The organism is Burkholderia sp. AU27893, assembly GCF_002223205.1.
Lineage (GTDB): Bacteria > Pseudomonadota > Gammaproteobacteria > Burkholderiales > Burkholderiaceae > Burkholderia.
The window spans coordinates 1,778,084-1,802,199 of the sequence record NZ_NKFD01000001.1 but is presented as its reverse complement, the minus strand read 5'-3'; the positions used below and the strand labels follow the sequence as shown (position 1 = coordinate 1,802,199).

Sequence of the window (24,116 nt, the reverse complement as noted above, 5' to 3'; positions counted from 1 at the left end):
AACGATTCAAGACGCGCCGATCCCCAGCAGAGCGCGCCCGCCACCTCAACTCGTTCAGCTCTCACATGGAAACCAGCCTCGATACCGGCTCCGCCGGCGCAGCCGCCGCCCAGCCATCCGCCCCGCCCGTCGCCCGCACCGTGTACCCGGTGCTCGGCGCGATCAGCTTCTCGCACATGCTCAACGACATGATCCAGTCGTTGATCCTCGCGATCTATCCGATGCTCAAGAGCCAGTTCGCGCTGTCGTTCGCGCAAATCGGCCTGATCACGCTCACCTACCAGATCACCGCGTCGCTGCTGCAGCCGCTCATCGGCCTCTATACCGACAAGCGTCCGAAGCCGTATTCGCTGCCGGTCGGCATGGGCTTCACGCTCGCGGGGCTGCTGCTGATGTCGGTCGCGACGAGTTTCCCGATGCTGCTGGTGGCCGCCGCCTTGGTCGGCTGCGGCTCGTCGGTGTTCCATCCCGAATCGTCGCGCGTCGCGCGGATGGCGTCGGGCGGCCAGCACGGGCTCGCGCAGTCGGTGTTCCAGGTCGGCGGCAATGCGGGTTCCGCGCTCGGGCCGCTGCTCGCCGCGCTGGTGATCATTCCGCACGGCCAGCACAGCATCGCGTGGTTCTCGGCGGCCGCGCTCGTCGCGATGATCGTGCTCACGCAGATCGGCCACTGGTACAAGAAGCATCCGTCGATGAAGAAGAAGGCCGCCGCGGCCGGCCACCCGACGCTGTCGCGCGGCCGCGTGATGGGGGCGATCGGCGTGCTGGTGCTGCTCGTGTTCTCGAAGTACTTCTACCTCGCGAGCATCAACAGCTATTTCACGTTCTACCTGATCGACAAGTTCCACCTGTCGGTGCAGGCCGCGCAGATCCACCTGTTCGTGTTCCTCGCGGCGGTGGCGGCCGGCACGCTGATCGGCGGGCCGGTGGGCGACCGGATCGGCCGCAAGTACGTGATCTGGGTGTCGATCCTCGGCGTCGCGCCGTTCACGCTGCTGCTGCCGTACGCGAACCTGTTCTGGACCAGCGTGCTGACCGTGATCATCGGCGTCGTGCTCGCGTCGGCGTTCGCCGCGATCCTCGTCTATGCGACGGAGCTGATGCCCGGCAAGGTCGGGATGGTCGCGGGCCTGTTCTTCGGCTTCGCATTCGGCCTCGGCGGGGTCGGCGCGGCCGTGCTCGGCCAGCTCGCGGACGCAACGAGCATCCCGTTCGTCTACAAGGTGTGCTCGTTCCTGCCGCTGATCGGCGTGCTGACGGTGTTCCTGCCGAACCTCGAAAGCAGCCGGCGCAAGCCGGCGTGACGAACCGGCCGCGGCGTGCGCGCCGCGGCCGGTCGAACGGCTCGAATGAAGGAATGCAGAAAACGGCGGCGGCTTCAGGCCGCCGTCGTCGCATGCAGCGTCAGGAAACGCTTGAGGATGCCCGACGAATAGCTGCTCGCGATCGCCGACAGGAAGTGCGAGAACGACTGTGTCGCATGATCGTCGGCCGTATCGGAGATCGTGCGCACGAGCGCGAACGGCACGTCGTGCTCCGCACAGACCTGCGCAATCGCGGCGCCTTCCATCTCGACCGCAAGCGCATCCGGCAGCGCGTCGCGCAGCGCGACGACCTCGCGCTCGCTCGACACGAAGCGGTCGCCGCTGATGATGAGCCCCGCATGCAGCGTCGCACCGGCCAGGCCGAAGCGCGCGGCGAACTGCGCGCCCTCTTCCTCGACGAACTGCGTGCATGCCGCCCGCAGGCTCGCGGTCAGCGCCGTGTCGGTTGCGAAACGCGTGATGCCGAGCAGCGGCACCTCGTAGCGCGGAAAGAGCGGCGACGCATCGAGATCGTGCTGCAGCAGCGTATCGGCCACGACGACATCGCCGACCCGCACCGTGCGCGACACGCCGCCCGCCACGCCGGTGAACACGACGCCCGCCACGCCGAACACGTGGATCAGCGCACTGACCGTCGCGGCGGCCGCCACCTTGCCGACCCGTGCGAGCGTCACGACGCAGGCCGCGCCGTGCACGGTGCCGACGTGATAATCGCGACGGCCGAGCGTGACCGTCTTCATCGCGCCGTCGGCGCGCATCGCGGCGATCAGGTCGCCGAGTTCCTCGGGCAGCGCGGCCAGAATGCCGAGCGGGCGGGCCGCAGGCGTCACATCCAGGTCGATACCCATCATTCCACCGCCTGCAGTTTCGCGACCGCGAGCGCGAGCCACTTCTCGCCGTGCCGCTTGAACTTCACCTGCGCCTTCGCATCGGTGCCGTTGCCTTCGAGCGCGGTGACCGTGCCTTCGCCGAACTTGGTGTGGAACACCTGCTGGCCGACCCGGAAGCCGGCATCGGCCGCGCGCTGCTTGTCCGCGAACGCGGGCAGCGGCGCGGATACGGCCGGGTCGACGATCTGCTCGCGACTGCCGCCGCCCGGCCGCGCGAACCAGTCGCGCCCGTATCCGGCGTTGTCCGACCGGCCACCCCAGCGCGAACCGGCCTCGACCTTCGGCGTCAGCCACTTCAACACGTGCTCGGGCAGTTCGTCGAAGAAGCGCGAGCGCACGTTGTAGCGCGTCTGGCCGTGCAGCATCCGGCTCTGCGCGAACGACAGGTAGAGCCGCTCCTTCGCGCGCGTGATCGCGACGTACATCAGCCGGCGCTCTTCCTCGAGGCCGTCCGATTCGAGCACGCTGTTCTCGTGCGGGAACAGCCCTTCCTCGAGCCCCGTGATGAACACGGCCGAGAATTCGAGCCCCTTCGCCGCGTGCACCGTCATCAGCTGTACGGCGTCCTGCCCGGCCTGCGCCTGGTTGTCGCCGGCCTCCAGCGATGCATGCGACAGGAAGCCGGCGAGCGGCGTCATCGTGTCGGGGTTCTGCGCCGGGTCGGCGGGCGATACCGGGTCGAGCACGTCGACGGCCGGATCGTCCGTCGCGGTGCCGAGCTCGGGCGCCGCGATCGCGCCCGCGCGCAGCGGGATCGAACGGGCCGGCGTGTCGAGCCCGTAGCCTTCCTCGGCGATGAACGCGGTGGCCGCGTTCACGAGTTCCTGCAAGTTCTCGAGACGGTCCTGGCCTTCGCGCTCGCCCTGGTAGAAATCGGCGAGGCCGCTGGCGCGCACGATGTGCTCGACGGTGTCGGGCAGGTTCATGTGCTGCGTGTCGGCGCGCATCTTCGCGACCAGGTTCGCGAACCCGCCGAGGCTCGTGCCGGCCTTGCCCGTCACGTACGGAATCGCGGCGGCCATCGAGCAACCGTACAGGCGCGCGGCGTCGGCCAGCTGCTCGATCGAGCGCGCACCGATGCCGCGGGTCGGGAAGTTCACGACGCGCACGAACGCGGTGTCGTCGTTCGGGTTGTCGATCAGGCGCAGGTACGCGAGCGCATGCTTGACTTCCTGGCGCTCGAAGAAGCGCAGGCCGCCGTACACGCGGTACGGGATGCCCGACGACATCAGCGTGTGCTCGATCGAGCGCGACTGCGCGTTGCTGCGGTACAGGACGGCCACTTCGCTGCGCGCCATCCCGGTGTTGATCAGCGAGCGGATCTCCTCGACGATCCAGCCGGCTTCCTGCGAATCGGTGCTCGCTTCGTACACGCGCACGGGCTCGCCGTGGCCCGCGTCGGTGCGCAGGTTCTTGCCGAGGCGGTGCGCGTTGTTCGAGATCAGCTGGTTGGCCGCGTCGAGGATGTTGCCGTGCGACCGGTAGTTCTGCTCGAGCTTGATCAGGTTGCGCACGCGGAATTCGTCTTCGAAGTCACGCATGTTGCCGACGTTCGCGCCGCGGAACGCATAGATCGACTGGTCGTCGTCGCCGACCGCGAAGATCGCGTTTTCGCCGCCCGCGAGCATCTTGAGCCACGCGTACTGCAGCTTGTTGGTGTCCTGGAACTCGTCGACGAGAATGTGGCGGAAGCGCGCCTGGTAGTGCGCGCGCAGCGGCGCGTTGTACGCGAGCAGTTCGTAGCAGCGCAGCAGCAGCTCGGGGAAATCGACGACGCCCTCGCGCTGGCACTGCTGGTCGTACGCCTGGTACAGCTCGACGAACTTGCGGTTGAAGTTGTCGGACGCGTCGACCTTGTCGGGACGCAGCCCCTGCTCCTTCGCGTTGTTGATGAAGTACTGCACGTTCTTCGGCGGGTACTTTTCATCATCGACGTTCGCCGACTTCATCAGCCGCTTGATCGCGGACAGCTGGTCGGCCGTATCGAGGATCTGGAAGGTCTGCGGCAGGCCGGCATCACGCCAGTGCGTGCGCAGCATCCGGTTGCACAGGCCGTGGAACGTGCCGATCCACATCCCGCGCGTGTCGATCGGCATCATCGCCGACAGGCGCGCCATCATTTCGCGCGCGGCCTTGTTCGTGAAGGTCACGGCGAGCACGGTGGGCGGCGACGCGTAGCCGTGCTGGATCAGCCACGCGATGCGGGTGATCAGCACGCGGGTCTTGCCGCTGCCCGCCCCTGCGAGGATCAGCGCCGGTTCGTTCGGCAACGTGACGGCGGCGAGTTGTTCGGGGTTCAGATTGGCGAGCAGATCGGGCATGGAGCGGCAGCAAACGGGCGAGAAAAATGCGGACCCGACATTATAAGTCGGCCGCGCGATGCCGTTCCCGATCCGTTCGCCGGCACGTCACGGACGCGCTGTTGCGGCGTCCCGCGAGGCCCGCGCCGGCAAGGCGATGGCTGGTCGATGTGCATCCATTTATAATTGTCAGATTCGGCATCCAATTCACGCATTTTTCGGCAGATTTCCAACATGAGCGACAACACGCTTGCGAAGAGCTTCGAGCCCCACACCATCGAGTCCCAATGGGGGCCGGAGTGGGAAAAACGCGGCTACGCCGCCCCGGCATTCGACCCGGCCCGCCCCGATTTCGCGATCCAGTTGCCGCCGCCGAACGTGACGGGCACGCTGCACATGGGCCACGCGTTCAATCAGACGATCATGGACGGCCTCGCCCGCTACCACCGGATGCTCGGCGAGAACACGCTGTGGGTGCCCGGCACCGACCACGCGGGGATCGCGACCCAGATCGTCGTCGAGCGCCAGCTCGATGCACAGGGCGTATCGCGCCACGACCTCGGCCGCGAGAAGTTCGTCGAACGCGTGTGGGAATGGAAGGAAAAATCGGGCTCGACGATCACCGGCCAGGTGCGCCGCCTCGGCGCGTCGACCGACTGGTCGCGCGAATACTTCACGATGGACGACAAGATGTCGGCCGCCGTGCGCGACGTGTTCGTCACGCTCTTTGAACAGGGCCTGATCTACCGCGGCAAGCGCCTCGTGAACTGGGATCCGGTGCTGCTGACTGCCGTGTCGGACCTCGAAGTCGTGAGCGAAGAGGAAAACGGCCACCTGTGGCACATCCGCTACCCGCTGGTCGACGGCTCGGGTTCGCTGACCGTGGCCACGACGCGCCCGGAAACGATGCTCGGCGACGTCGCGCTGATGGTCCACCCGGAAGACGAGCGCTACGCGCACCTGATCGGCAAGCTCGTCACGCTGCCGCTGACGGGCCGCCAGATCCCGGTGATCGCCGACGACTACGTCGATCGCGAGTTCGGCACGGGCGTCGTGAAGGTCACGCCCGCGCACGACTTCAACGACTACCAGGTCGGCCAGCGCCACAAGCTCGCGCCGATCGAGATCCTGACGCTCGACGCGAAGATCAACGACAACGGCCCCGAGCAGTATCGCGGCCTCGACCGCTTCGACGCGCGCAAGGCGATCGTCGCCGACCTCGACGCGGAAGGCTTCCTCGACTCGGTGAAGCCGCACAAGCTGATGGTGCCGCGCGGCGACCGCACGGGCGTCGTGATCGAGCCGATGCTGACCGACCAGTGGTTCGTCGCGATGACGAAGCCGGCGCCGGAAGGCACGTTCAATCCGGGCAAGTCGATCACGGAAACGTCGCTCGACGTCGTGCGCAGCGGCCAGATCAAGTTCGTCCCCGAAAACTGGACGACCACCTACTACCAGTGGCTCGAGAACATCCAGGACTGGTGCATCTCGCGCCAGCTGTGGTGGGGCCACCAGATTCCCGCGTGGTACGGCGAGAACGGCGAGGTGTTCGTCGCGCGCAACGAGGAAGAAGCGCGCGCGCAGGCTGCCGCGAAGGGTTACACGGGTGCGCTGAAGCGCGACGAAGACGTGCTCGACACGTGGTTCTCGTCGGCGCTCGTGCCGTTCTCGTCGCTCGGCTGGCCGAACGAAACGCCTGAACTGAAGCACTTCCTGCCGTCGTCGGTGCTCGTCACGGGCTTCGACATCATCTTCTTCTGGGTCGCCCGGATGGTGATGATGACCACGCACTTCACGGGCAAGGTGCCGTTCCACACCGTCTACGTGCACGGCCTCGTGCGCGACGCGGAAGGCCAGAAGATGTCGAAGAGCAAGGGCAACACGCTCGACCCGATCGACATCGTCGACGGCATCGACCTCGACACGCTGGTCGCGAAGCGCACGACTGGCCTGATGAACCCGAAGCAGGCCGCGACGATCGAGAAGAAGACGCGCAAGGAATTCCCGGACGGCATCGCCGCGTTCGGCACCGACGCGCTGCGCTTCACGATGGCGTCGATGGCGACGCTCGGCCGCAACGTGAACTTCGACCTCGCGCGCTGCGAAGGCTATCGCAACTTCTGCAACAAGCTGTGGAACGCCACGCGCTTCGTGCTGATGAACTGCGAAGGCCACGACTGCGGCAGCGACAAGCCGGAAGTCTGCGGCGCGGGCGATTGCGGCCCGGGCGGCTACCTCGACTTCTCGGCGGCCGACCGCTGGATCGTGTCGCTGCTGCAGCGCACGGAGGCCGACATCGCGAAGGGCTTCGCCGATTACCGCTTCGACAACATCGCCAGCAGCATCTACAAGTTCGTGTGGGACGAGTACTGCGACTGGTATCTCGAACTCGCGAAGGTGCAGATCCAGAACGGCACGCCGGAACAGCAGCGCGCGACGCGCCGCACGCTGCTGCGCGTGCTCGAGACGGTGCTGCGCCTCGCGCACCCGATCATCCCGTTCATCACCGAAGCGCTCTGGCAGAAGGTCGCGCCGCTGGCGGGCCGGTATCCGCAGGGCATGGCCGAAAGCGAAGCGTCGCTGATGACGCAGGCGTACCCGGTCGCGAACCTGCAGAAGATCGACGAGGTGTCCGAACAGTGGGCGGCCGACCTGAAGGCGATCGTCGACGCGTGCCGCAACCTGCGCGGCGAGATGAACCTGTCGCCGGCCACCAAGGTGCCGCTACTCGCAGCCGGCGATGCCGAGCGCCTGCGCTCGTTCGCGCCGTACGTCCAGGCCCTCGCGCGCCTGTCGGAAGTGCAGATCCTCGCGGACGAAGCGACGCTCGATAAGGAAGCGCACGGCGCGCCGATCGCGATCGTCGGGCCGAACAAGCTGGTGCTGAAGGTCGAGATCGACGTCGCGGCCGAACGCGAGCGCCTGTCGAAGGAAATCACGCGCCTGACGAACGAGATCACGAAGTGCAATGCGAAGCTCGGCAACGAGGCATTCGTCGCGAAAGCGCCGCCGGCCGTGGTCGAACAGGAGCAAAAGCGCGTCGCGGAATTCCAGAGCACGCTTGAAAAACTGCGCGCGCAGCTCGATCGGTTGCCTGCGTAACAAAGGGTAAGGTCGTTTGCGTTCACTATAATGGGGACGTGAACATAGACCATCTGACAAGTCGATTACAGGAATAAAGGTTCGATCATGTTGAAAGTTACCAAGGCAGTGTTCCCCGTTGCTGGTCTCGGCACGCGGTTCCTCCCGGCAACGAAAGCGAGCCCAAAGGAAATGCTGCCGGTCGTCGACAAGCCGCTGATCCAGTACGCGGTTGAAGAGGCGATCGCCGCCGGCATCACCGAGATGATCTTCGTCACCGGGCGCAGCAAGCGCGCGATCGAGGACCACTTCGACAAGTCGTACGAGGTCGAGGCCGAACTCGAGGCGCGCGGCAAGGAAAAGCTGCTCGAACTGGTGCGCAGCATCAAGCCGAGCCATGTCGACTGCTTCTACGTGCGCCAGCCGGAAGCGCTCGGCCTCGGCCATGCGGTGCTGTGCGCGGAAAAGCTGGTGGCCGACAACCCGTTCGCGGTGATCCTCGCGGACGACCTGCTCGACGGCAACCCGCCCGTGATGAAGCAGATGGTCGACGTGTTCGACCACTATCACAGCTCGGTGATCGGCGTCGAAGAGATCCCGCCGTCGGAGACGAAGTCGTACGGGATCGTCGACGGCAAGGAGTGGGAAGAGTCGATCGTCAAGATGTCGGCGATCGTCGAGAAGCCGGCGCCGGAAGTCGCGCCGTCGAACCTCGGCGTGGTCGGCCGCTACATCCTGAAGCCGCGGATCTTCGAGCACCTGCGTGCGCTGAAGCCCGGCGCGGGCGGCGAGCTGCAGCTCACCGACGCGATCCAGGCGCTGCTCGCCGATGAGCAAGTGCTGGCCTACAAGTACCAGGGCACGCGCTACGACTGCGGCAGCAAGCTCGGCTACCTGAAGGCGACGGTCGAATTCGCGCTGCGCCACGCGGAAGTCGGCGCGGAGTTCGACGCGTACCTGCGCACACGCAACGGCGCACACCCGGCCGCCTGAACGCGGCAAGGGCACGACGGCCCGCTCCGGCGGGCCCGCCCTCACCTCACCGGCCGGCGCTCAGCGCGCTTCGGCCGGCTTCACCGAGACGACGCCCGGCATCGCGCCCGCGTCGTCTTTTTTCGTCTTGACGAGCCAGCCGCCGCCGTCGCCGAACGGCAGCTTCGCGAGTGCGCTCTTCACGAGCGCCGGCGCGGCCTGCTGCGTGCCGGGATCGCGATCGCGCAGCGCGGCCGATACGCGGTAGACGTCGGCGCCCGATTTCGCGTCGACGAAGCGCAGCGTCAGCACATGGCGATACACGCGGCCCATGAACGGCAGCGCGAACGGCGCCGGCCCGTCGACCGTCACGCATGCGCTGCTCGCGGCCCCGCACCCGTCGGCGCGCGCCGCGACCGAGGCCGGCTGCGTCGCATACGCGATCGACAGCCGGTAGCGCGCGGCCGCGAGCGGCTTCGCATCGAAACCGCGGTGCGCGAGTTCGTCGCGCACGAGCGTCTCGATCTGCCGGTATTCGGCATCGTCGGCCTGCGCGGCCGTGCGCACGAAATCGTAGCCGTGCGCACCGGATGCGAACGCGTTCGGCTGCCCGACCGCACTGACGCCGCTCGTCACGCCGGCGCAACCCGTCAACAGCGACGCCGCCAGCGCGGTCGCTGCCCATTCCTTTCTCATGGCTTTCCCCAAATGCCTGCCGTCGCGCCCGGCCCTGTCAGGCGGACGGCTCGTCGATCGCGGGCAGCGACACCGTCACCGCGGTGCCGACACCCACCTCGCTGTCGACCGACACGCTGCCCCCATGGCGCGTGACGACCGTCTTCACGAATGCCATGCCGAGCCCGGAGCCCGAGATTTCGGGCCGCTCGCCGGCATGGAATCGCTTGAAACGCTCGAACAGATGCCGCTGATCTTCCGGCGCAATGCCGTATCCCTGATCGCGAATCGTACAGAACATCCGTTTCGACGCGTGCTCGACCGCCAGCGTACACGTGATCACGGTATCGGACGGACTGTATTTGACTGCGTTGTTCAGCAGGTTCACGAACGCGCGCGTGATCAGCGAGCGGTCCGCGCGCACCCAGCACATGTCGGCGCCGACGTCGGTGTCGACGCGAATGCGCTTCGCCTGCGCCTGCGGCCACACCTCGTCGCTCGCATCGATCAGCACGTCGACGAGGCTCGTCACCTCGAGCTGGTACACCTGCGACTCCGCGCGCGCCAGTTGCACGAACTCGTCGGCCAGCGACAGCGCGCGGTGCGCATAGCGCTCGATCCGCGCGAGCAGCCCGCGCATCGCGTCGGTCTCGGCGCGGTCGCGCTCGATCTCGACGAGCGCGAGAATCGACGACTGCGGCGAGCGCATGTCGTGCGACAGCAGGTGCAGCGCTTCCTCGCGCTGCCGCTCGGCCGCATGCAGTTCCGTCACGTCGACGAGGCCGGCGATCCAGCCCGTCACGCGGCCCTGCGCGTTCGTACACGCCGCGTAGCGTAGCAGATGGTCGAGCCCGTCACGATCGCGCACCTCGATGCCGCGCGCCATCGCGTCGTGCTCGGCCTCGAGCGTCGGGTCGAGCGCCGCCGGCCAGTGTTCGCGGATCGTCGCGTCGTGTTCGGCGTTGCCGTCGACGGTCTTCATGAAGGTCAGCTCGCCGAGCGCGGTGCGCAGCGGCCGCCCTTCCGGCAGCGGCAGCGACAGGCGCGACCCGTAGCGCTTGGCCGCGTGGTTCGCGATCAGCACCGTGCCGGCCAGGTCGGTCACGAAGATCGGCTCGGGCATGCTGTCGAGGCTGTCCCACACGAAGCGCTTCATGTCCTGCACGCGCTGCGCGGCTTGCGCCATCAGCGCCATCTGCCGCTCCAGCACGTCGCCGCCGACGCTGCGCGTGCGCGGCGCCTCAGGCAGCAGGTGCGGCTCGTCGGCGAGCCGCTGCAGCTCGCGACGCAGGTACGACATCGTCATTTCCAGGCGCCGCCAGTTCCAGATCGGGTAGACGGCGATCAGCCCGAAGATCGCGGGCGCCGGCGACAGCCAGATGCGCGCCTCGAACAGCAGCGCCATGCTCGCGACGACGGCCAGCGCGGCCAGGCTCAGCGTGAGCAGCAGCGCGCGCCACGGCGACAGCATCAGGAAGCCGCCCACCAGCACGGCGAGCGGCAGCAGCGACGCGACGAACAGCCCGGCGCGCGACGCCGGCGAGATCGCACTGCCGGTCGCCAGCATGTCGAGCACGTTGGCATGGATATACACGCCGGCGAGCGGCCCGAACTCGCCGGACACGGGCGTGGCGAAGCGGTCGTACAGCCCCGACGCCGTCACGCCGACGACGACGATCTTGCCGCGCAGCGCGTCGGGCTTCACGCGCCCTTCGAGGACGTCGTCGAACGACAGCGTCGGATACGCGGGCGTGTTGCGGCTGAACGGGATCAGATAGCGGCCCTCGCCCGCCGCATCGCGCGACAGGTCGTGCGCATCCGCGCCGGGCACGCCGCCGACCGGGTGCAGCCGGCCGGCCTGGATCGCGCGGTAGACGGGCACCATCAGCTGCGGCCAGCGCACGCGGCCGTCGCTTTCGTACAGCGCCACGCTGCGTACGATGCCGTCGCGATCGACTTCGAGGTTGATGTGGCCGAGCCCGACCGCGCGCGCCGCGAGTGCGGCCACCGGCGGATCGACCGCGCGCGTGCCGTCCGCCTGCTCGGGACTCAGCAGCACGGGCAGGAAGGTCGGCACGTGGGTCATTGCGTCCGCGAACGCGCGATCTTCCGACGACGGTTCGGTAAACAGCACGTCGTAGACGACGGCGGCCGGCTGCGCGCGCGCCAGCGTGTCGAGCAGCCGTGCATGCACGTCGCGCGGCCACGGCCAGCGGCCGAGCGCGGACACGCTCTGGTTGTCGATGTCGACGACGACCACGTCGGGTGACAGCGGCAGGCTGCGCAGCATCAGCAGCCGGTCGTAGATCAGGCCGTCGACGCTCGCCGACAGCCGGCCGAGCGTGCACGCGAGGATCACCGCGATCCCGAGGCAGCCGATCGCGATCCATTCGATCAGGAAGCGGCGGCCGAGGTGCCGCCGCGGAGAAACGGAATCGGGTTTCATGCGCCGCGGATCAGCGCGACAGCGTGAACGCGCTGACCGGACTGGTCTTCTCGTAGAACTTGCCGCCTTCGAACTCCTCGACGGTCACGGCCCAGAAATACTCGCCCGGCGGCAGGTGCGCGACGGTGATCTGGCGCGTATGCAGGCCGACCTGGTCGACGACCGGCGCGCTCAGGTCCTTCGAGCGCGACAGCACGAACCGGTAGCGCGCGCCCTTGCCCGATCCGTTCGGCGACCAGCGGAACTCGTAGCCGCCGGCGCCGGGCGACGCGCTCGCGTCGAGCCCCATCACGCGGCGTTCGAACGCGTACGTCCGCGGCCGGCCCTCGAGGCCGTTCGCATCGATCGCGGCGATCCGCACGAAGTAGTTCCCGTTCGGCACGTCGCGGAAAATCGCGCGCGGCGAATCGGTGCGCGTTTCGCGGAACAGGTCGAGCAGCCCGGCGTCGTGCGCGAGTTGCACGCGGTACGCATGCGCGTCGGCGAGCGGCGCGACGTCGAAGGCGACCTCGGGCTCGTCCTGCACCTTGTCGGGATGCGCGAGCGCCGGCGCGGGCAGCAGCTCGACGGGCGCGCCGACCGCGCCGGACGATGTCGCGACGCTGCCGAAATTCGCATGCACGAGCGTCGGATCGGCGGGCTTCCGGCCGCCCGCGACGCCGACGGTGCCGTCGAGCACTTCGACGCGCGTCGACGCATTGCCGGCCGCGTCGTAGTTCACGCGAAAGTGCGTGCCGCGCACGCCGGCCACGACCGACGGCGACCGGATCTGGAAGCGGTCGTCGCGTTTTTTCAGATGGGTGACTTCGCTGTCGACCGAGCCGCGCGTGAGTTCGAACTCACGATCGAGCGTGCCGGTCAGCACCGTGCGGCGCAGCGCCTTCAGGTTAAGCTGGCTGTCGGGCGGCAGGCTCATGTGCGTGCCGTCGGCGAGCTCGAGCGTCACGAAGCCGTTCGGGCCCGTGCGCACGCGATCGCCCTCGGCGAGCGTCGCGTCGTTCGCGAGCGGCACAAAAGCATCGCCGGACGCGCGTTCGGCCGTGCCCTGCACCGCGATGACGCGGGCGGTCAGCTTTTCCTTGCGCAGGCGCGCCACCGGCAGCTTCAGCGCGATGCCGGGCTGCAGGTGCTTCGGCGCAGGCACGCCGTTGATCTGTTGAAGCAGTTGCCAGTCGTCCGCGCCCTGCAGATAGCGCGCGGCGACGTCGTACAGCGTGTCGCCCGCCTGCGTGCGGTAGACGACCGTCTTGCCCGCCGCCGCGGGCGGCTGGGCGGCCGCATGCTGCGCGGCGAACGCAAACGCGACCGCGCAGGCTGCGCGCAGCGCGACCGTGCGCAGGTTCGCCGTGCGCTGCGTGATTCCCGTGGTCACTCCGGTTCTCCCTGCCCGACCCGTTCGAGCCGGTAGCCGTAGCCGTAGATCGGCGCGAGGCGATAGCCGTTTTCGGGCCGCAGGCCGAGCTTGGTGCGCAGCATCGAGATGTGCGTATCCATCGTGCGCGACGGGATGTCGGTCGCCTGCTTCCACACGAGATCGAGAATGTGCGCGCGCGACAGCGGCCGGTCGAGGTGCTGGAACAGCAGCAGCGCGAGTTCGAATTCCTTCTGCGTGAGGCTCACGGCCTTGTCGCCGACGTAGGCCTGCTTCAGGTTCACGTCGAAACGGAACTGATCGAATTCGCGAACGGTGGCCTCGGCGTTGACCGGATACGCGCGACGCAGCAGCGAGCCGATGCGCGCGCGCAGGATCGGGCCCGACACCGGCTTGACCACGTAATCGTCGGCACCGGCGTTGAGGATCTGCGTGATCCCCGCCTCGTCGTCGCGGCTCGTCATGAAGATGATCGGCAGGCTGTGCTCGGTCTGATTGGCACGCACCCACTTCAACACCTCCTCGCCGGACATGTCGGGCACGTTCCAGTCGAGCACCAGCAGATCGAACGTCTCGCGCTGCAGACGCTTCTTCAGGGCCTTGCCTTCCTTGAACGCATAGCACGTATGGCCAACGGCCGTCAGCGTTTGACTGACGAAATCCGTCTGGGCCGGATCGTCATCCAGTACAGCAATTCTCATAGCACCCCGCAAATCGAAATCGATTCGTCCTGTTCAGCTCCCCGCCCTAACCCGGCCGCGCAGCATGCGCGCGGCTTCTGGATACCGGCCGGCGAGCCGTCGTTCGCCGCTCGCGCCACCTGCGCAAACCAGCGACCCCGGCTAAATATCTCAAAAACGGGGCACGGACGAACCGGCGATTTCATCATAGTAGTATGAAATTCGCCAATAAATTGCGCGGACTACCGTCTTTTCTTCGAATAATCCTTCCTGCCGCGCAATCGGGCGCCTAATCGGCGCCCGTGATGCCCGCTACCTGCTCGGCAACATCGTCGGCCGGCGCACGTGGCAACAGCGGCTCCGGACGCGCCGGTTGTACCAGCATCCGCTGCAGCTGGCCGCGCACGCGCTCCCACGCGGCCGCCGCGTAGTCCGGCTGGCTCGCCGCCCACGCCTGCGCCAGATCGAACACGCGCTCGATCGTCGCACCGCAATAGGTCAGGCCCGAGCCGTCGTCCTGCGCGGCATCGCGCAGCCGTTCGTCGAGCCACTCGGCCAGCCACGGCATCTCGGCCGCGGCGGAATCCGCGTAGGCCTCCAGCGCGGCACGCGCGTGGCGATCCTGTTGCGGGTCGAGCTCGATACGGCCCAGCCCCGATACGCTGCGTTCCGCTCCGGACGGACTTCGAATGGTCCCTGGTCTGAAGGACATGTCCTCTCCCGTTTGTACGACGGTAGCGTCAGGCATGGCCCCCGTGCCCGCCGTACGACGTACCGTGGCCGGCGCATCCGCTGGGAGCGGACGACCGGCCGGGTCAGTATACGCAGCCGATCACGCAGCGAGGTTTAAGAATTGTCAGAAAAGTGTGGCCGGCGCCAGGCGCTGCCGGCGGCGTGATGCGGGCCGTCAGCGGCGGCGCATCAGGAACACGAAGGTCTTGTCCTGCGTCGTCGATTCGACGATCTCGTTGCCCGTCTGCTTCGCGAACGCGGCGAAATCGCGCTGCGAGCCGGGATCGGTCGCGAGCACCTTGAGGATTTGCCCGCTTTCCATATCGGCGAGCGCTTTCTTGGCACGCAGGATCGGCAACGGGCAATTGAGCCCGCGCGCGTCCACTTCCTTGTGAATCTGCATCGGCTGTCGACCTTCGAATGACGCGCCGTTCAAGGCGCGGAGAGAAGGCATGATTTTACCGCAGCGCCGTCGTGCCTGCCCGCGCTGCCGGCAGCCCGACGCCCGCGGACACCGGGCTCAAGTGCCCGAGAAGCCGCCCGCGAGCCGTTCGCGCAGGTGCCGCACGAGCGCGCGCACCGCGCTCGGCACGACCGGGCTGTACGGACGGATCGCGAAGATGTGGTCGCCGAACGCGCCCGACGGCCGCCAGCCGTCGAGCAACGCGACCAGCCGGCCGGCGTCGAGATCGCGCTGCGCGCTGAAGTCCGGCAGCAGCGCGATGCCGAGCCCGCCGAGCGCGGCCTCGCGCATCGCCTCGCTGTTGTTCGCCGCGAAGCTGCCGCGCACCGGCACGCTCACGCGCTCGCGCCGCCGGCCGTGCGGCTCGAAGCTCCAGGCGGCCGGCTCGTTGTCGCGCAGGTAGCACAGGCAGCTGTGCTCGACGAGCTCGCTCGGGTGCCGCGGCGCGCCGCGCGCGTCGAGGTAGTCGCGGCTCGCGACGAGCAGCGAGCGCGTGTCGCACAGCTTCCACGCGACGTGGGTCTGCGGTGCAGTGGTCGTATGGCGGATCGCGAGATCGAAACCCTCCTGCGTCAGCGAATGCAGCCGGTCCGACAGGTCGAGCTCGATCTGCACGCCCGGATGCTGCCGCAGGAAATCGGGCAGATGCGGCACGACCTGCTGGCGCCCGAGCGCAACCGGCACCGTCAGGCGCAGCAGGCCGCGCGGCTCGCCGGCCAGGTCCTTCACGCGCGCGAAGTGCTGCCCGATCGACTCGAACGCGTCGCGCGTGCTGTCGACGAGCGTCTGGCCCGCGTCGGTGAGCCGCACGCTGCGCGTCGTGCGCCGCACGAGCGGCACGCCGGCCGCCTTTTCGAGATCGGCGATGCGCTGGCTCATCGCGGCCTTGCTGATGCCGAGCCGCTGCGCGGCGGCCGTGAAACTGCCGGCCGCGGCCAGCACCGTCAGCGAATGGATATGCGGCCAGAGCGCCTGGACATTTTGCTGATTCATCCGGTGATTATTCAGAATTCTGAACAGTGAATCAAGCTGCGCGGCCTTCTCCCGCCCTGCGCGTTTGCCTAGACTGGGCGCTGTCCACCCTCACCCGAGATCCCCCCAGGAGACACGATGAATCCGGTTCCCGCGTACACCTCCGACGCCGACGTCGGCCACTATGTCGACGGCGCGCCCGTCGCCGGCCGCAGCGGCCGCTTCAAGGACGTCCTCAACCCGGCACTCGGCCGCGCGGTGCGCCGCGTGGCGCTCGCCGACGACAGCGAAGTGCAGCAGGCCGTCGCGTCGGCCCACGCCGCGTTCCCGGCCTGGGCCGCGACGCCGCCGATCCGCCGCGCGCGCGTGCTGCACCGCTTCCTGCAGCTGATGAACGAGCACCGCGACGCCCTCGCGGCGATCATCACGGCCGAGCACGGCAAGGTGTTCTCCGATGCGCAGGGCGAAGTCGCGCGCGGCATCGACATCATCGAATTCGCGTGCGGCGTGCCGCAGCTCCTGAAGGGCGATTTCACCGACCAGGTCAGCACCGGCATCGACAACTGGACGATGCGCCAGCCGCTCGGCGTCGTCGCGGGCATCACGCCGTTCAACTTCCCGTGCATGGTGCCGTGCTGGATGTTCCCGGTCGCGATCGCGACGGGCAACACGTTCGTGCTGAAGCCGAGCGAGCGCGACCCGTCGGCGGCCCTGTTCATCGCCGACCTGCTCACGCAGGCAGGTCTCCCGGCCGGCGTGTTCAACGTCGTGCAGGGCGACAAAGGCGCGGTCGACGCGCTGCTCGACCACCCCGACGTGCAGGCCGTCAGCTTCGTCGGCTCGACGCCGATCGCGGCCTACGTGCAGCAGCGTGCCGTGCAATCCGGCAAGCGCGTGCAGGCACTCGGCGGCGCGAAGAACCACCTCGTCGTGATGCCCGACGCGAACCTCGAGCAGGCCGTCGACGCGCTAATCGGCGCCGCGTACGGCTCGGCCGGCGAACGCTGCATGGCGATCAGCGTCGCGGTGCTGGTGGGCGACATCGCGGACCAGATCGTGCCGCTGGTGGCCGAACGCGCGCGCAAGCTGGTGATCGGCGACGGCATGTCGCCGGAAGTCGAGATGGGCCCGATCGTCACCGGCGACGCGCTGAAGCGCATCGAAGGCTATATCGAGCAAGGCGTGAACGAAGGCGCGCAGCTGGTGGTCGACGGCCGCGGGCTGCGTGTGCCGGGCCGCGAGGCCGGCTTCTTCACCGGCGGCACGCTGTTCGATCACGTGACGCCCGACATGCGCATCTACAAGGAAGAAATCTTCGGGCCCGTGCTCGGCTGCGTGCGCGTGAAGGATTTCGGCGAAGCGGTCGACCTGATCAACGCGCACGAATTCGGCAACGGCGTGTCGTGCTTCACGAGCGACGGCGGCATCGCGCGCGAGTTCGCGCGGCGCATTCAGGTCGGCATGGTCGGCATCAACGTGCCGATTCCGGTGCCGATGGCGTGGCATGGCTTCGGCGGCTGGAAGAAGAGCCTGTTCGGCGACATGCACGCGTACGGCGAGGAAGGCGTGCGCTTCTACACGCGCCAGAAGTCGGTGATGCAGCGCTGGTCGTCGAGCATCGGCAAGGGCGCCGAATTTGCGATGCCGACCGCGAAGTGACCGCCTGCCGGCACGCCGCCCGCTGCGCCGTCGCGCGGGCGGTGCGCCGGCAGCACCGGCAGGAAGCGTCAGCCGGCCTGCGTGCCGTGCGCGCCGTCGGCGGTCGGCAAGTACGACAGTTCGAGCCGGTACGCGAGCGCGACGAACAGGCTCTGTGCAAGGCCCATCGTGGCCGTCAACGCGCGGAAGCCGAACGTCGCGCTGTCCTGCACCATCAGCGTCACCTCGGCCTCACGTGCCAGCGGGCTCATCCGGCTGTCGGTGATCGCGATCAGCCGCGCGCCGCGCTGCACGGCCTGCTGCGCGACCTGCACGGTTTCCTCCGCATACGGCATGAACGAGATGACGATCATCACGTCGCCCTCGCGCACCGAACGGATCTGCCCGAGATGCATGCTGCCGAGCGCGCTGAACAGCCCGATGCGCTTGTCGGTGTGCTGCAGCGCGTAGTCGAGATAGACGGCAATCGGAAACGCGCGCCGCGAGCCGGCGATCCAGATCGCCTGCGTCTCGGCGAGCAGGTCGACGGCCTGCGCGAGCGCCTGCGAATCGAGCGTCTGCCGCAGCTGCTGCATCCCGGCAATGCTGCCCTTGATGAATTCGTCGGCGATCTGCTCGGGCTGCAGGCTCGACGAGCCCGATTCGATCACGTCGCGCAGCCGCAGGTTGTACGCGCGCCCCGGCGCAATCTGCTGCGCGAGCCCTTCGCGGAACAGCTTCTGCATCTCGGAGAAGCCGGAAAAGCCGAAATGCTTCGCGAAGCGCACGACGGCCGACGGCTGGACGCCGCACGCTTCCGCGAGCGACTGGATACCCTCCAGGCCAAGCTGGTCCCGATGCGTTTCCACGTGGCGCGCAATCACCTTCAGGCGATTGCTGAGGCCGTCGTATTCCTGCGTCAGGTGCTGCAGGAACTGCTCGACGGTGGCGGGAGGTTTCTCGGATGAACTCATCGGATAGCGCGAAGTTGACGGCCCCGATGTGCGCGCGATGTTGACGAACGCGGGCCGGGGCTCACCTGGATACATGCATGAAGGGCGAATTTAATCACGTTTGCGACGCGGCCCGCGCCGCGTGCTCGCTCCCACGCGCTCGATCATCACTTGCCTACGCTCCACGGCAACACTGGAAGCGATTGTCCAACGCGCTCGCGGCGGCGTAAAGATTAGGGCGTCTACCAAGGCCGGCCGTCGGTGCAAAGCCTTGCGCGACGGGCGCGCGGCGCACCGCCGGCCCGTCGCGCGCGGTTCGACCGGTTCAACGATAGTCGACCCACACGCCGCCCGCATCGGCGGAGCGCACGCAGTTCTCGACCCAGCGCACGCCTTCCACGCCCGCATGGACGTCCGGATAGCGGATGTTCTTCAAGGCCGCAACGTCGCCGCGGTCGGCCGCATCCATCGCGAGCGCGAAGCGCGCATACAGGTTCGACCAGGCCTCGAACAGCCCTTCCGGATGCCCGGCGCCGATGCGATCCTCGCGCAACGCGTGCGGATGCAGATAACCCATCCCGCGATCGAGCACCTGCGCGGGCTGCCCCTGCACTTCGTAGCGCAGCTGGTTCGGATGCTCGTCCCACCACTCGACGCTCGCCTTCGAGCCGATCACGCGCACCTTCTGGCCGTGCATCGAGCCCGCATTCACCGCGCTCGACCACACGTAGCCGACCGCACCCGTGTCGTATTCCATGATCGTGAACGCGTTGTCTTCCAGCGGCGCGCGGCTCTTCACGAAGCTCTGCCGCGAACACATCAGGCGCCGGATCTTCAGCTCGGGCGCCATCACCTCGGAGATGTACAGCGGATGCGTGCCGATGTCGCCGAGCACGTAGCTCGGGCCCGCGAACTTCGGGTCGACGCGCCAGCGCGCGGCCGCGCTCGCGGCCTCGACACCGTCGCTATGGAAGCCGTGCGCGAACTGCATCTGCACGATGCGGATCTCGCCGAGATCGCCGCGCGCGATCATCTCGCGCGCCTGCTCGATCATCTGGTGTCCGGAATAACCGTACGCGACGCCGACGATCCGGTTCTTCTCGACCGACAGCCGCTCCAGCGCCTCGGCCTCCTCGGTCGTGAAGCACAGCGGCTTCTCGCAGACCACGTGCAGGCCCGCGTTCAGCGCCGCGCGGCAGATCTCGAAGTGCGTGTTGTTCGGCGTCGCGATCGACACCGCGCGGATGCCGTCCGGGCGGCGCGCCTCGGCGTCGAACATCGTCGCATAGTCGGGATAGCAGCGTTCGGCCGCGACGCCGAGCTTCACGCCGAACTGGCGGCCGCGTTCGGGATCGATGTCGAACGCGCCGGCGACCAGCTGGAAGCTGCCGTCGCGCAGCGCGGCCGACCGGTGGCTGTAGCCGATCTGGCTGCCGAGCCCGCCGCCGACCATGCCCCAGCGAATCGAATGTCCAAGCAGAATCTGTCCGTCAATCATGATGAGGGTGTTCCTGGTCCGTGTTCAGTTCAGGGAATGCGTGGTGTGCAGGATCATGCGAAACCGGCCGACGCGAGAAACGCGCGACTCGCCGCGACGTCGCGCAGGCTCGTGCCGGCATGGCGCGGGTCGCGCTCCTGCTCGATCGTGATATAGCCGGCATAGCCGATGTCGATGAGCGCGCGGCGGATCGCTGGGTAGTCGAGCACGCCGGCGCCGATCGGGCACATCACGCCGCGCGCGCACGCGGCGAAGAACGCGATGTGCTCGCCCATCACCGCGTCGTACACGGCCGCGTCGATGTCCTTGAAATGCACGTAGTCGAGGCGCGCCGCGTGGCGGCGCAGCCACGCCTGCGGGTCCATGCCCGAGTAGTACAGGTGGCCCGTGTCGAGACAGAGCCCGGCCGTGTCGGCCGGAATGTCGGCGACGATCCGGTCGATCTCGTCCGCGAACTCGATGTAGCCGCCCGCATGCGGATGGATCACCGTGCGCACGCCGAATTCGTCGCGTGCGATCGTCGCGATCTGCCGGATGTGCCCGACCATCGCCGCCCAGCTTTCGTCCGACAGCCGCGGCGCGCGATCGCCGTGGCCCGCCGCGTAGTCGCGCTCCTCGTGGCCCCAGTCCATCACGACCAGGTACGGCGCGGCGTAGCGCTGGCCGTCCTGCGTCGGCAGCTTCGGCAGCCGCGTGATCAGCGCGCAGATCTCGCGCGTCTGGCGCAACAGGTTCGGCAGGTTCTCCGGCGACACCAGATCGTCGAAGATCGTGCCGGCGGTGATGCTCAGGCGCTGCCGCTCGAGCTCGGCACTCACCACGTCGAGTTCGAGCGGGATGTAGCCGTACGGCCCCAACTCGATGCCCGAGTAGCCGGCCTCGGCCGCTTCGCCAAGCACCTGCCGCCACGGCGGCAGGTGCGGGTTCTTCACGTCGTCGACACCCCAGCAGCACGGTGCGCAACCCATCTTCATCGTCATGTCGGTCAGTCCGGCAAGTAGCGGCTGCGGTTCAGCCGCGATAGAACGCGGGGCGTTCGGCCATCGCGATCGGCTCGACCGCCCCGCTCGTTTGCGCGCGCACGCAGGCGTCGGCCGCGACCGCCGCCGCGTAGCCGTCCCAGGCCGACGGCCCGGTGAGCGCTTGTGCGCGCACGCCGTCGATGAACGCCTGCAGCTCGACGTCGTACGACGCGATGAAGCGCTCCTTCCAGTCGGTCATGATCTCGACCGACTGCCGCGCGGCGTGCTTGAGCCCGACGGCCGGCGGATCGGGCAGTTTCGCGATGCCCTGCTCGCCGACCACCTCGCACTGGATGTCGTAGCCGTACTGGCAGTTCACGAAGATCTCGACGTCGATGCGCACGCCGCTCGCGGTTTCCAGCAGCACGATCTGCGGATCCGCGAGATGGGCGGACGCATGACGCGTCTTCTTCGGATAGACGACCTGCGTGCTCACGTAGTCCTCGCCGAGCAGCCAGCGCAGCACGTCGAGCTCGTGGATCAGCGTGTCGGTGATCGCCATGTCGGTCGTGTAGCGCTCGCCGACCGACTGGTTGCGGTGCGCGCAATGCAGCATCAGCGGCGCGCCGATCTCGCCGCTGTCGATCACGCGCTTCAGCGCGCGATAGCCTTCGTCGTACGGCCGCATGAAGCCGACCTGCACGAGCCGCTTGCCGTGCGCGACCTCGGCTTCGACGATCCGCATGCAGCCTTCGGCCGTCACGGCGAGCGGCTTCTCGCAGAACACCGGCTTGCCATGCGCGATCGCGTCGAGCACGAACGCTTCGTGCGTCGGCCCCCACGACGTGACGAGCACGGCCTGCACGTCGGCGGCCGCGACCACCTCGTGGCCGTCGCCGTAGATCTCCGCGTCGAGCCCGTACTTCGTCACCGCGTCGCGCGCCTGCTGCGGATCGATGTCGTTGACGGCCACGACGCGCGCGCCGGACAGCGTGCGGGTCAGTCTGCGAATATGGTCCTGGCCGATCGCTCCGCAGCCGATCACGCCGATTTGCAAGGTCATCTAACAGTCTCCAGTCGTTCATTGGCGGTACGGCACGCGCCGCACCGGTCAGTCATCCGTCAGCGCGCGGTGCGATCGAAATGACGATCGACGTAGCGCTGGATCGTGTCGCGCATGTAGCGCGACGATGCTTCCGCGCGGTCCTCCCACGCGAACACGCACGACGACATCACGCCGTCGAAGCCTGCCGCGCCGAGCGCGCGAAAGAACACGTCCCAGTCGATCTCGCCCTGCCCGATGTCGAGATGCTGGTGCACGCGGATCTGGTGCGAACCCGGCGGGTTCACGATGTAGCGCAGCTGGCTGCTCTTGCGATGGTCGAAGGTGTCGGCCACGCGCACGTGCGCGAGGATCGGCGCGGCCTGCGCGATCATCGCGGCCATGTCGTCGCCGTAGTAGAACGTGTGCGGCGCGATGTACGACAGCTTCAGCGACGGCGAGCCGAGGTTCGTGACGATGTCGATCGCCGGCTGCAGCTGCTCGATCCAGTCCTCCGGATGCGGCTCGACCGACAGCACGATGCGCTCGCGCTCGAGGATCGGCAGCAACTCGTCCATCGACCGGAACCACGCCGCTTCGCACAGCTCCTTAGGATTCGCGCCCGGCCGTTCGCCGACCGAGCGCTCGGGCGATGCGCCGCGCCCGAACTCCGACACCATCAGCGCACACTCCATCTCGACCGCCACCTCGATCGCCTTCTTCCAGCAGCGCACCGCCCATTGCCGCTCGTCCTCGAACGGGCTCGCCCAGCGGTACATCGGCTGCAGCGACGCGAGGCCGACGCCGCTCGCGCGCATCGCCTGCCGGAACGCGGCCATCCGCTCGCGCGTGGCGCGGGGCATTACCCACCAGTCGAGAAAGTCGCTGCGCGGCGACAGCTCGATCTGGTCGTAGCCGAGCTCTGCCACCGCGTGCGGCAGGCGGTCGAGCGGCAGGTGGCGAATCATGTAGGGGTCCAGCGCGATCTTCATCGAATATCCTCGACGATGGCGGGTAGCGGGTGCCGGACGCAGGCGACGGCACGTGCCGCCCTCGCCCGGCGATGCACGAAGGGTTAGCGGCGCTTCTTCTTGTTGCGGTACTGGTCGGCGATCACGGCCGCGACGATGATCGCGCCCTTGACCATCTCCTGGTAATACGCGTCGATGCGGATGAACGTGAAGCCCGACGTCATCACGCCGAGGATCAGCACGCCGATCACGGTGCCCGTCACGCGGCCGAGGCCACCCGACAGCGACGTGCCGCCGATCACGACCGCTGCGATCGCATCGAGCTCGTACATCACGCCCATGCCCGACTGGCCCGAGATCGCGCGCGCGGCCGTCACGGTGCCGGCGATCCCGCTCAGGAGACCCGCGATCGCATAGACGAAGATCAGGTGGCGCGTGACGTTGATGCCCGACACGACGGCCGCATGACGGTTCGCGCCGATCGCATACGTGTACTTGCCGAAGCGCGTGTAGCGCAGCACGACGTGGAAGATCGCGGCGATCACGAGAAAGATGATCACCGGGTTGGCGCCCGCGCCGATCGCCGCGAACGGGTCGGTCAGCATCGACACCGGCATCCCGTTGGTGAACCACTTCGCGAAGCCGCGCGCGGCGACCATCGTGCCGAGCGTCGCGATGAACGGCGGGATGCCCGTCATCGCGATCAGCGAGCCGTTCAGCAGGCCGACCAGCAGCCCGACGCACACGCCGGCGAGCACGGGCCAGATGATCGGCAGGTCGGTCAGGTGCGGAAACACCGCGCGCGGGAAGTCGGACACCTGCGCGAGACTGGCCGAGACGACCGCAGCGGCGGCCACGACCGAGCCCGACGACAGGTCGATCCCGCTGGTGATGATCACGAGGTTCACGCCGACCGCGATGATGCCGATCACGGCCATCTGCAGCACGATGATCTCGAGCCGCTCGGTGTTGAACAGGAAGCTCTGGCCGACGACGATCCAGCCGACGATCTCGAAGAACAGGCTGATGCCGACGAGCACGAGGAAGATGCTCAGCTCGGGCGGCCACTTCGTGTGCCGCGTCTTGAGGGTCATGGTCTGCGCATCCGCGACCGGGTTCAGGTTGCCCATTGCTTTGTCTCCAA

The 24,116-nt window shown here is 67.9% G+C and carries 19 protein-coding genes; 4 read left to right on the top strand and 15 right to left on the bottom strand.

Annotated elements, in window-relative coordinates; genetic code table 11:
- Positions 1-65 precede the first annotated feature (65 nt).
- On the top strand, positions 66-1,304 hold the full coding sequence (locus tag CFB47_RS08575; protein WP_089456074.1) for an MFS transporter: 1,239 nt from the start codon (positions 66-68) through the stop codon (positions 1,302-1,304).
- 74 nt (positions 1,305-1,378) lie between these two features.
- Here CFB47_RS08575 and CFB47_RS08570 read toward each other — a convergent pair whose 3' ends face one another.
- Together CFB47_RS08570 and CFB47_RS08565 are read right to left on the bottom strand one after the other, a co-directional pair.
- Positions 1,379-2,176: a 5'-methylthioadenosine/adenosylhomocysteine nucleosidase gene (locus CFB47_RS08570; RefSeq protein WP_089456073.1), complete on the bottom strand. Its 798-nt coding sequence runs from the start codon at positions 2,174-2,176 to the stop codon at positions 1,379-1,381.
- On the bottom strand, positions 2,173-4,536 hold the full coding sequence (locus tag CFB47_RS08565) for a UvrD-helicase domain-containing protein (protein WP_089460955.1): 2,364 nt from the start codon (positions 4,534-4,536) through the stop codon (positions 2,173-2,175). Before CFB47_RS08565 ends, CFB47_RS08570 begins: the two co-directional genes overlap by 4 nt.
- Positions 4,537-4,749: 213 nt before the next feature.
- Here CFB47_RS08565 and CFB47_RS08555 point away from each other — a divergent pair, with 213 nt between their 5' ends.
- Positions 4,750-7,617, top strand: coding sequence for a valine--tRNA ligase (locus CFB47_RS08555; protein WP_089460954.1), 2,868 nt, complete (start codon positions 4,750-4,752; stop codon positions 7,615-7,617).
- A gap of 87 nt (positions 7,618-7,704) precedes the next feature.
- Positions 7,705-8,589: a UTP--glucose-1-phosphate uridylyltransferase GalU gene (galU, locus tag CFB47_RS08550; protein ID WP_089456070.1), complete on the top strand. Its 885-nt coding sequence runs from the start codon at positions 7,705-7,707 to the stop codon at positions 8,587-8,589.
- A gap of 60 nt (positions 8,590-8,649) precedes the next feature.
- Here the strand turns inward: galU and CFB47_RS08545 are convergent, their stop codons facing one another.
- The 7 genes from CFB47_RS08545 to CFB47_RS08515 all read right to left on the bottom strand — a co-directional run bounded on the left by CFB47_RS08545 (position 8,650) and on the right by CFB47_RS08515 (position 15,929).
- Entirely contained in the window at positions 8,650-9,264 is a 615-nt protein-coding gene (locus CFB47_RS08545) for a DUF4136 domain-containing protein (RefSeq protein WP_089456069.1), read from the bottom strand.
- A 37-nt stretch (positions 9,265-9,301) separates the two neighbouring features.
- Positions 9,302-11,689, bottom strand: a complete 2,388-nt coding sequence (locus CFB47_RS08540; RefSeq protein ID WP_089460953.1) for a CHASE2 domain-containing protein — start codon at positions 11,687-11,689, stop codon at positions 9,302-9,304.
- A 10-nt stretch (positions 11,690-11,699) separates the two neighbouring features.
- Entirely contained in the window at positions 11,700-13,061 is a 1,362-nt protein-coding gene (locus CFB47_RS08535; RefSeq protein ID WP_089460952.1) for a FecR domain-containing protein, read from the bottom strand.
- A complete protein-coding gene (locus CFB47_RS08530) occupies positions 13,058-13,762 on the bottom strand; it encodes a response regulator transcription factor (RefSeq protein WP_006490421.1) in 705 nt (234 codons plus the stop codon). The genes CFB47_RS08535 and CFB47_RS08530 overlap by 4 nt, the downstream gene beginning before the upstream one ends.
- A gap of 268 nt (positions 13,763-14,030) precedes the next feature.
- Positions 14,031-14,453, bottom strand: coding sequence for a peptidase (locus tag CFB47_RS08525; protein WP_089460951.1), 423 nt, complete (start codon positions 14,451-14,453; stop codon positions 14,031-14,033).
- Between the two features lie 195 nt (positions 14,454-14,648).
- Complete coding sequence (locus tag CFB47_RS08520; RefSeq protein ID WP_006402122.1) at positions 14,649-14,876, bottom strand: sulfurtransferase TusA family protein; 228 nt, start codon at positions 14,874-14,876, stop codon at positions 14,649-14,651.
- Positions 14,877-14,993: 117 nt separating this feature from the next.
- The gene (locus CFB47_RS08515; RefSeq protein ID WP_089439849.1) at positions 14,994-15,929 is read right to left on the bottom strand and encodes a LysR family transcriptional regulator; all 936 of its coding nucleotides are present in this window, start codon (positions 15,927-15,929) and stop codon (positions 14,994-14,996) included.
- A gap of 117 nt (positions 15,930-16,046) precedes the next feature.
- Here CFB47_RS08515 and CFB47_RS08510 point away from each other — a divergent pair, with 117 nt between their 5' ends.
- A complete protein-coding gene (locus CFB47_RS08510) occupies positions 16,047-17,567 on the top strand; it encodes a CoA-acylating methylmalonate-semialdehyde dehydrogenase (protein WP_089460950.1) in 1,521 nt (506 codons plus the stop codon).
- Positions 17,568-17,635: 68 nt separating this feature from the next.
- On the opposite strand, the gene CFB47_RS08505 is transcribed toward CFB47_RS08510, so the two are convergent.
- The 6 genes from CFB47_RS08505 to CFB47_RS08480 all read right to left on the bottom strand — a co-directional run bounded on the left by CFB47_RS08505 (position 17,636) and on the right by CFB47_RS08480 (position 24,102).
- Positions 17,636-18,520 carry a MurR/RpiR family transcriptional regulator gene (locus CFB47_RS08505; protein WP_089439847.1) on the bottom strand — a complete coding sequence of 295 codons (885 nt, stop codon included), beginning with the start codon at positions 18,518-18,520 and terminating at the stop codon, positions 17,636-17,638.
- A gap of 304 nt (positions 18,521-18,824) precedes the next feature.
- On the bottom strand, positions 18,825-19,997 hold the full coding sequence (locus CFB47_RS08500) for a Gfo/Idh/MocA family protein (protein WP_089460949.1): 1,173 nt from the start codon (positions 19,995-19,997) through the stop codon (positions 18,825-18,827).
- A gap of 53 nt (positions 19,998-20,050) precedes the next feature.
- Positions 20,051-20,977 (bottom strand): TIM barrel protein, encoded by a 927-nt coding sequence (locus tag CFB47_RS08495; RefSeq protein WP_089460948.1) that lies wholly within the window; start codon positions 20,975-20,977, stop codon positions 20,051-20,053.
- A 31-nt stretch (positions 20,978-21,008) separates the two neighbouring features.
- Positions 21,009-22,022 carry a Gfo/Idh/MocA family protein gene (locus CFB47_RS08490; RefSeq protein ID WP_089460947.1) on the bottom strand — a complete coding sequence of 338 codons (1,014 nt, stop codon included), beginning with the start codon at positions 22,020-22,022 and terminating at the stop codon, positions 21,009-21,011.
- 59 nt (positions 22,023-22,081) lie between these two features.
- The gene (locus CFB47_RS08485) at positions 22,082-22,993 is read right to left on the bottom strand and encodes a sugar phosphate isomerase/epimerase family protein (RefSeq protein WP_089456061.1); all 912 of its coding nucleotides are present in this window, start codon (positions 22,991-22,993) and stop codon (positions 22,082-22,084) included.
- An 83-nt stretch (positions 22,994-23,076) separates the two neighbouring features.
- Positions 23,077-24,102: an ABC transporter permease gene (locus CFB47_RS08480; protein WP_089460946.1), complete on the bottom strand. Its 1,026-nt coding sequence runs from the start codon at positions 24,100-24,102 to the stop codon at positions 23,077-23,079.
- Positions 24,103-24,116: the final 14 nt, after the last annotated feature.

What these genes read in the sequence shown, in the direction of transcription:
- CFB47_RS08575 (WP_089456074.1), top strand. Translation starts at nt 66, where the DNA reads ATGGAAACCAGCCTCGATACCGGCTCCGCCGGCGCAGCCGCCGCCCAG.
- CFB47_RS08570 (WP_089456073.1), bottom strand. Translation starts at nt 2,176, where the DNA reads ATGATGGGTATCGACCTGGATGTGACGCCTGCGGCCCGCCCGCTCGGC.
- CFB47_RS08565 (WP_089460955.1), bottom strand. Translation starts at nt 4,536, where the DNA reads ATGCCCGATCTGCTCGCCAATCTGAACCCCGAACAACTCGCCGCCGTC.
- CFB47_RS08555 (WP_089460954.1), top strand. Translation starts at nt 4,750, where the DNA reads ATGAGCGACAACACGCTTGCGAAGAGCTTCGAGCCCCACACCATCGAG.
- galU (WP_089456070.1), top strand. Translation starts at nt 7,705, where the DNA reads ATGTTGAAAGTTACCAAGGCAGTGTTCCCCGTTGCTGGTCTCGGCACG.
- CFB47_RS08545 (WP_089456069.1), bottom strand. Translation starts at nt 9,264, where the DNA reads ATGAGAAAGGAATGGGCAGCGACCGCGCTGGCGGCGTCGCTGTTGACG.
- CFB47_RS08540 (WP_089460953.1), bottom strand. Translation starts at nt 11,689, where the DNA reads ATGAAACCCGATTCCGTTTCTCCGCGGCGGCACCTCGGCCGCCGCTTC.
- CFB47_RS08530 (WP_006490421.1), bottom strand. Translation starts at nt 13,762, where the DNA reads ATGAGAATTGCTGTACTGGATGACGATCCGGCCCAGACGGATTTCGTC.
- CFB47_RS08525 (WP_089460951.1), bottom strand. Translation starts at nt 14,453, where the DNA reads ATGTCCTTCAGACCAGGGACCATTCGAAGTCCGTCCGGAGCGGAACGC.
- CFB47_RS08520 (WP_006402122.1), bottom strand. Translation starts at nt 14,876, where the DNA reads ATGCAGATTCACAAGGAAGTGGACGCGCGCGGGCTCAATTGCCCGTTG.
- CFB47_RS08515 (WP_089439849.1), bottom strand. Translation starts at nt 15,929, where the DNA reads ATGAATCAGCAAAATGTCCAGGCGCTCTGGCCGCATATCCATTCGCTG.
- CFB47_RS08510 (WP_089460950.1), top strand. Translation starts at nt 16,047, where the DNA reads ATGAATCCGGTTCCCGCGTACACCTCCGACGCCGACGTCGGCCACTAT.
- CFB47_RS08505 (WP_089439847.1), bottom strand. Translation starts at nt 18,520, where the DNA reads ATGAGTTCATCCGAGAAACCTCCCGCCACCGTCGAGCAGTTCCTGCAG.
- CFB47_RS08500 (WP_089460949.1), bottom strand. Translation starts at nt 19,997, where the DNA reads ATGATTGACGGACAGATTCTGCTTGGACATTCGATTCGCTGGGGCATG.
- CFB47_RS08495 (WP_089460948.1), bottom strand. Translation starts at nt 20,977, where the DNA reads ATGACGATGAAGATGGGTTGCGCACCGTGCTGCTGGGGTGTCGACGAC.
- CFB47_RS08490 (WP_089460947.1), bottom strand. Translation starts at nt 22,022, where the DNA reads ATGACCTTGCAAATCGGCGTGATCGGCTGCGGAGCGATCGGCCAGGAC.
- CFB47_RS08485 (WP_089456061.1), bottom strand. Translation starts at nt 22,993, where the DNA reads ATGAAGATCGCGCTGGACCCCTACATGATTCGCCACCTGCCGCTCGAC.
- CFB47_RS08480 (WP_089460946.1), bottom strand. Translation starts at nt 24,102, where the DNA reads ATGGGCAACCTGAACCCGGTCGCGGATGCGCAGACCATGACCCTCAAG.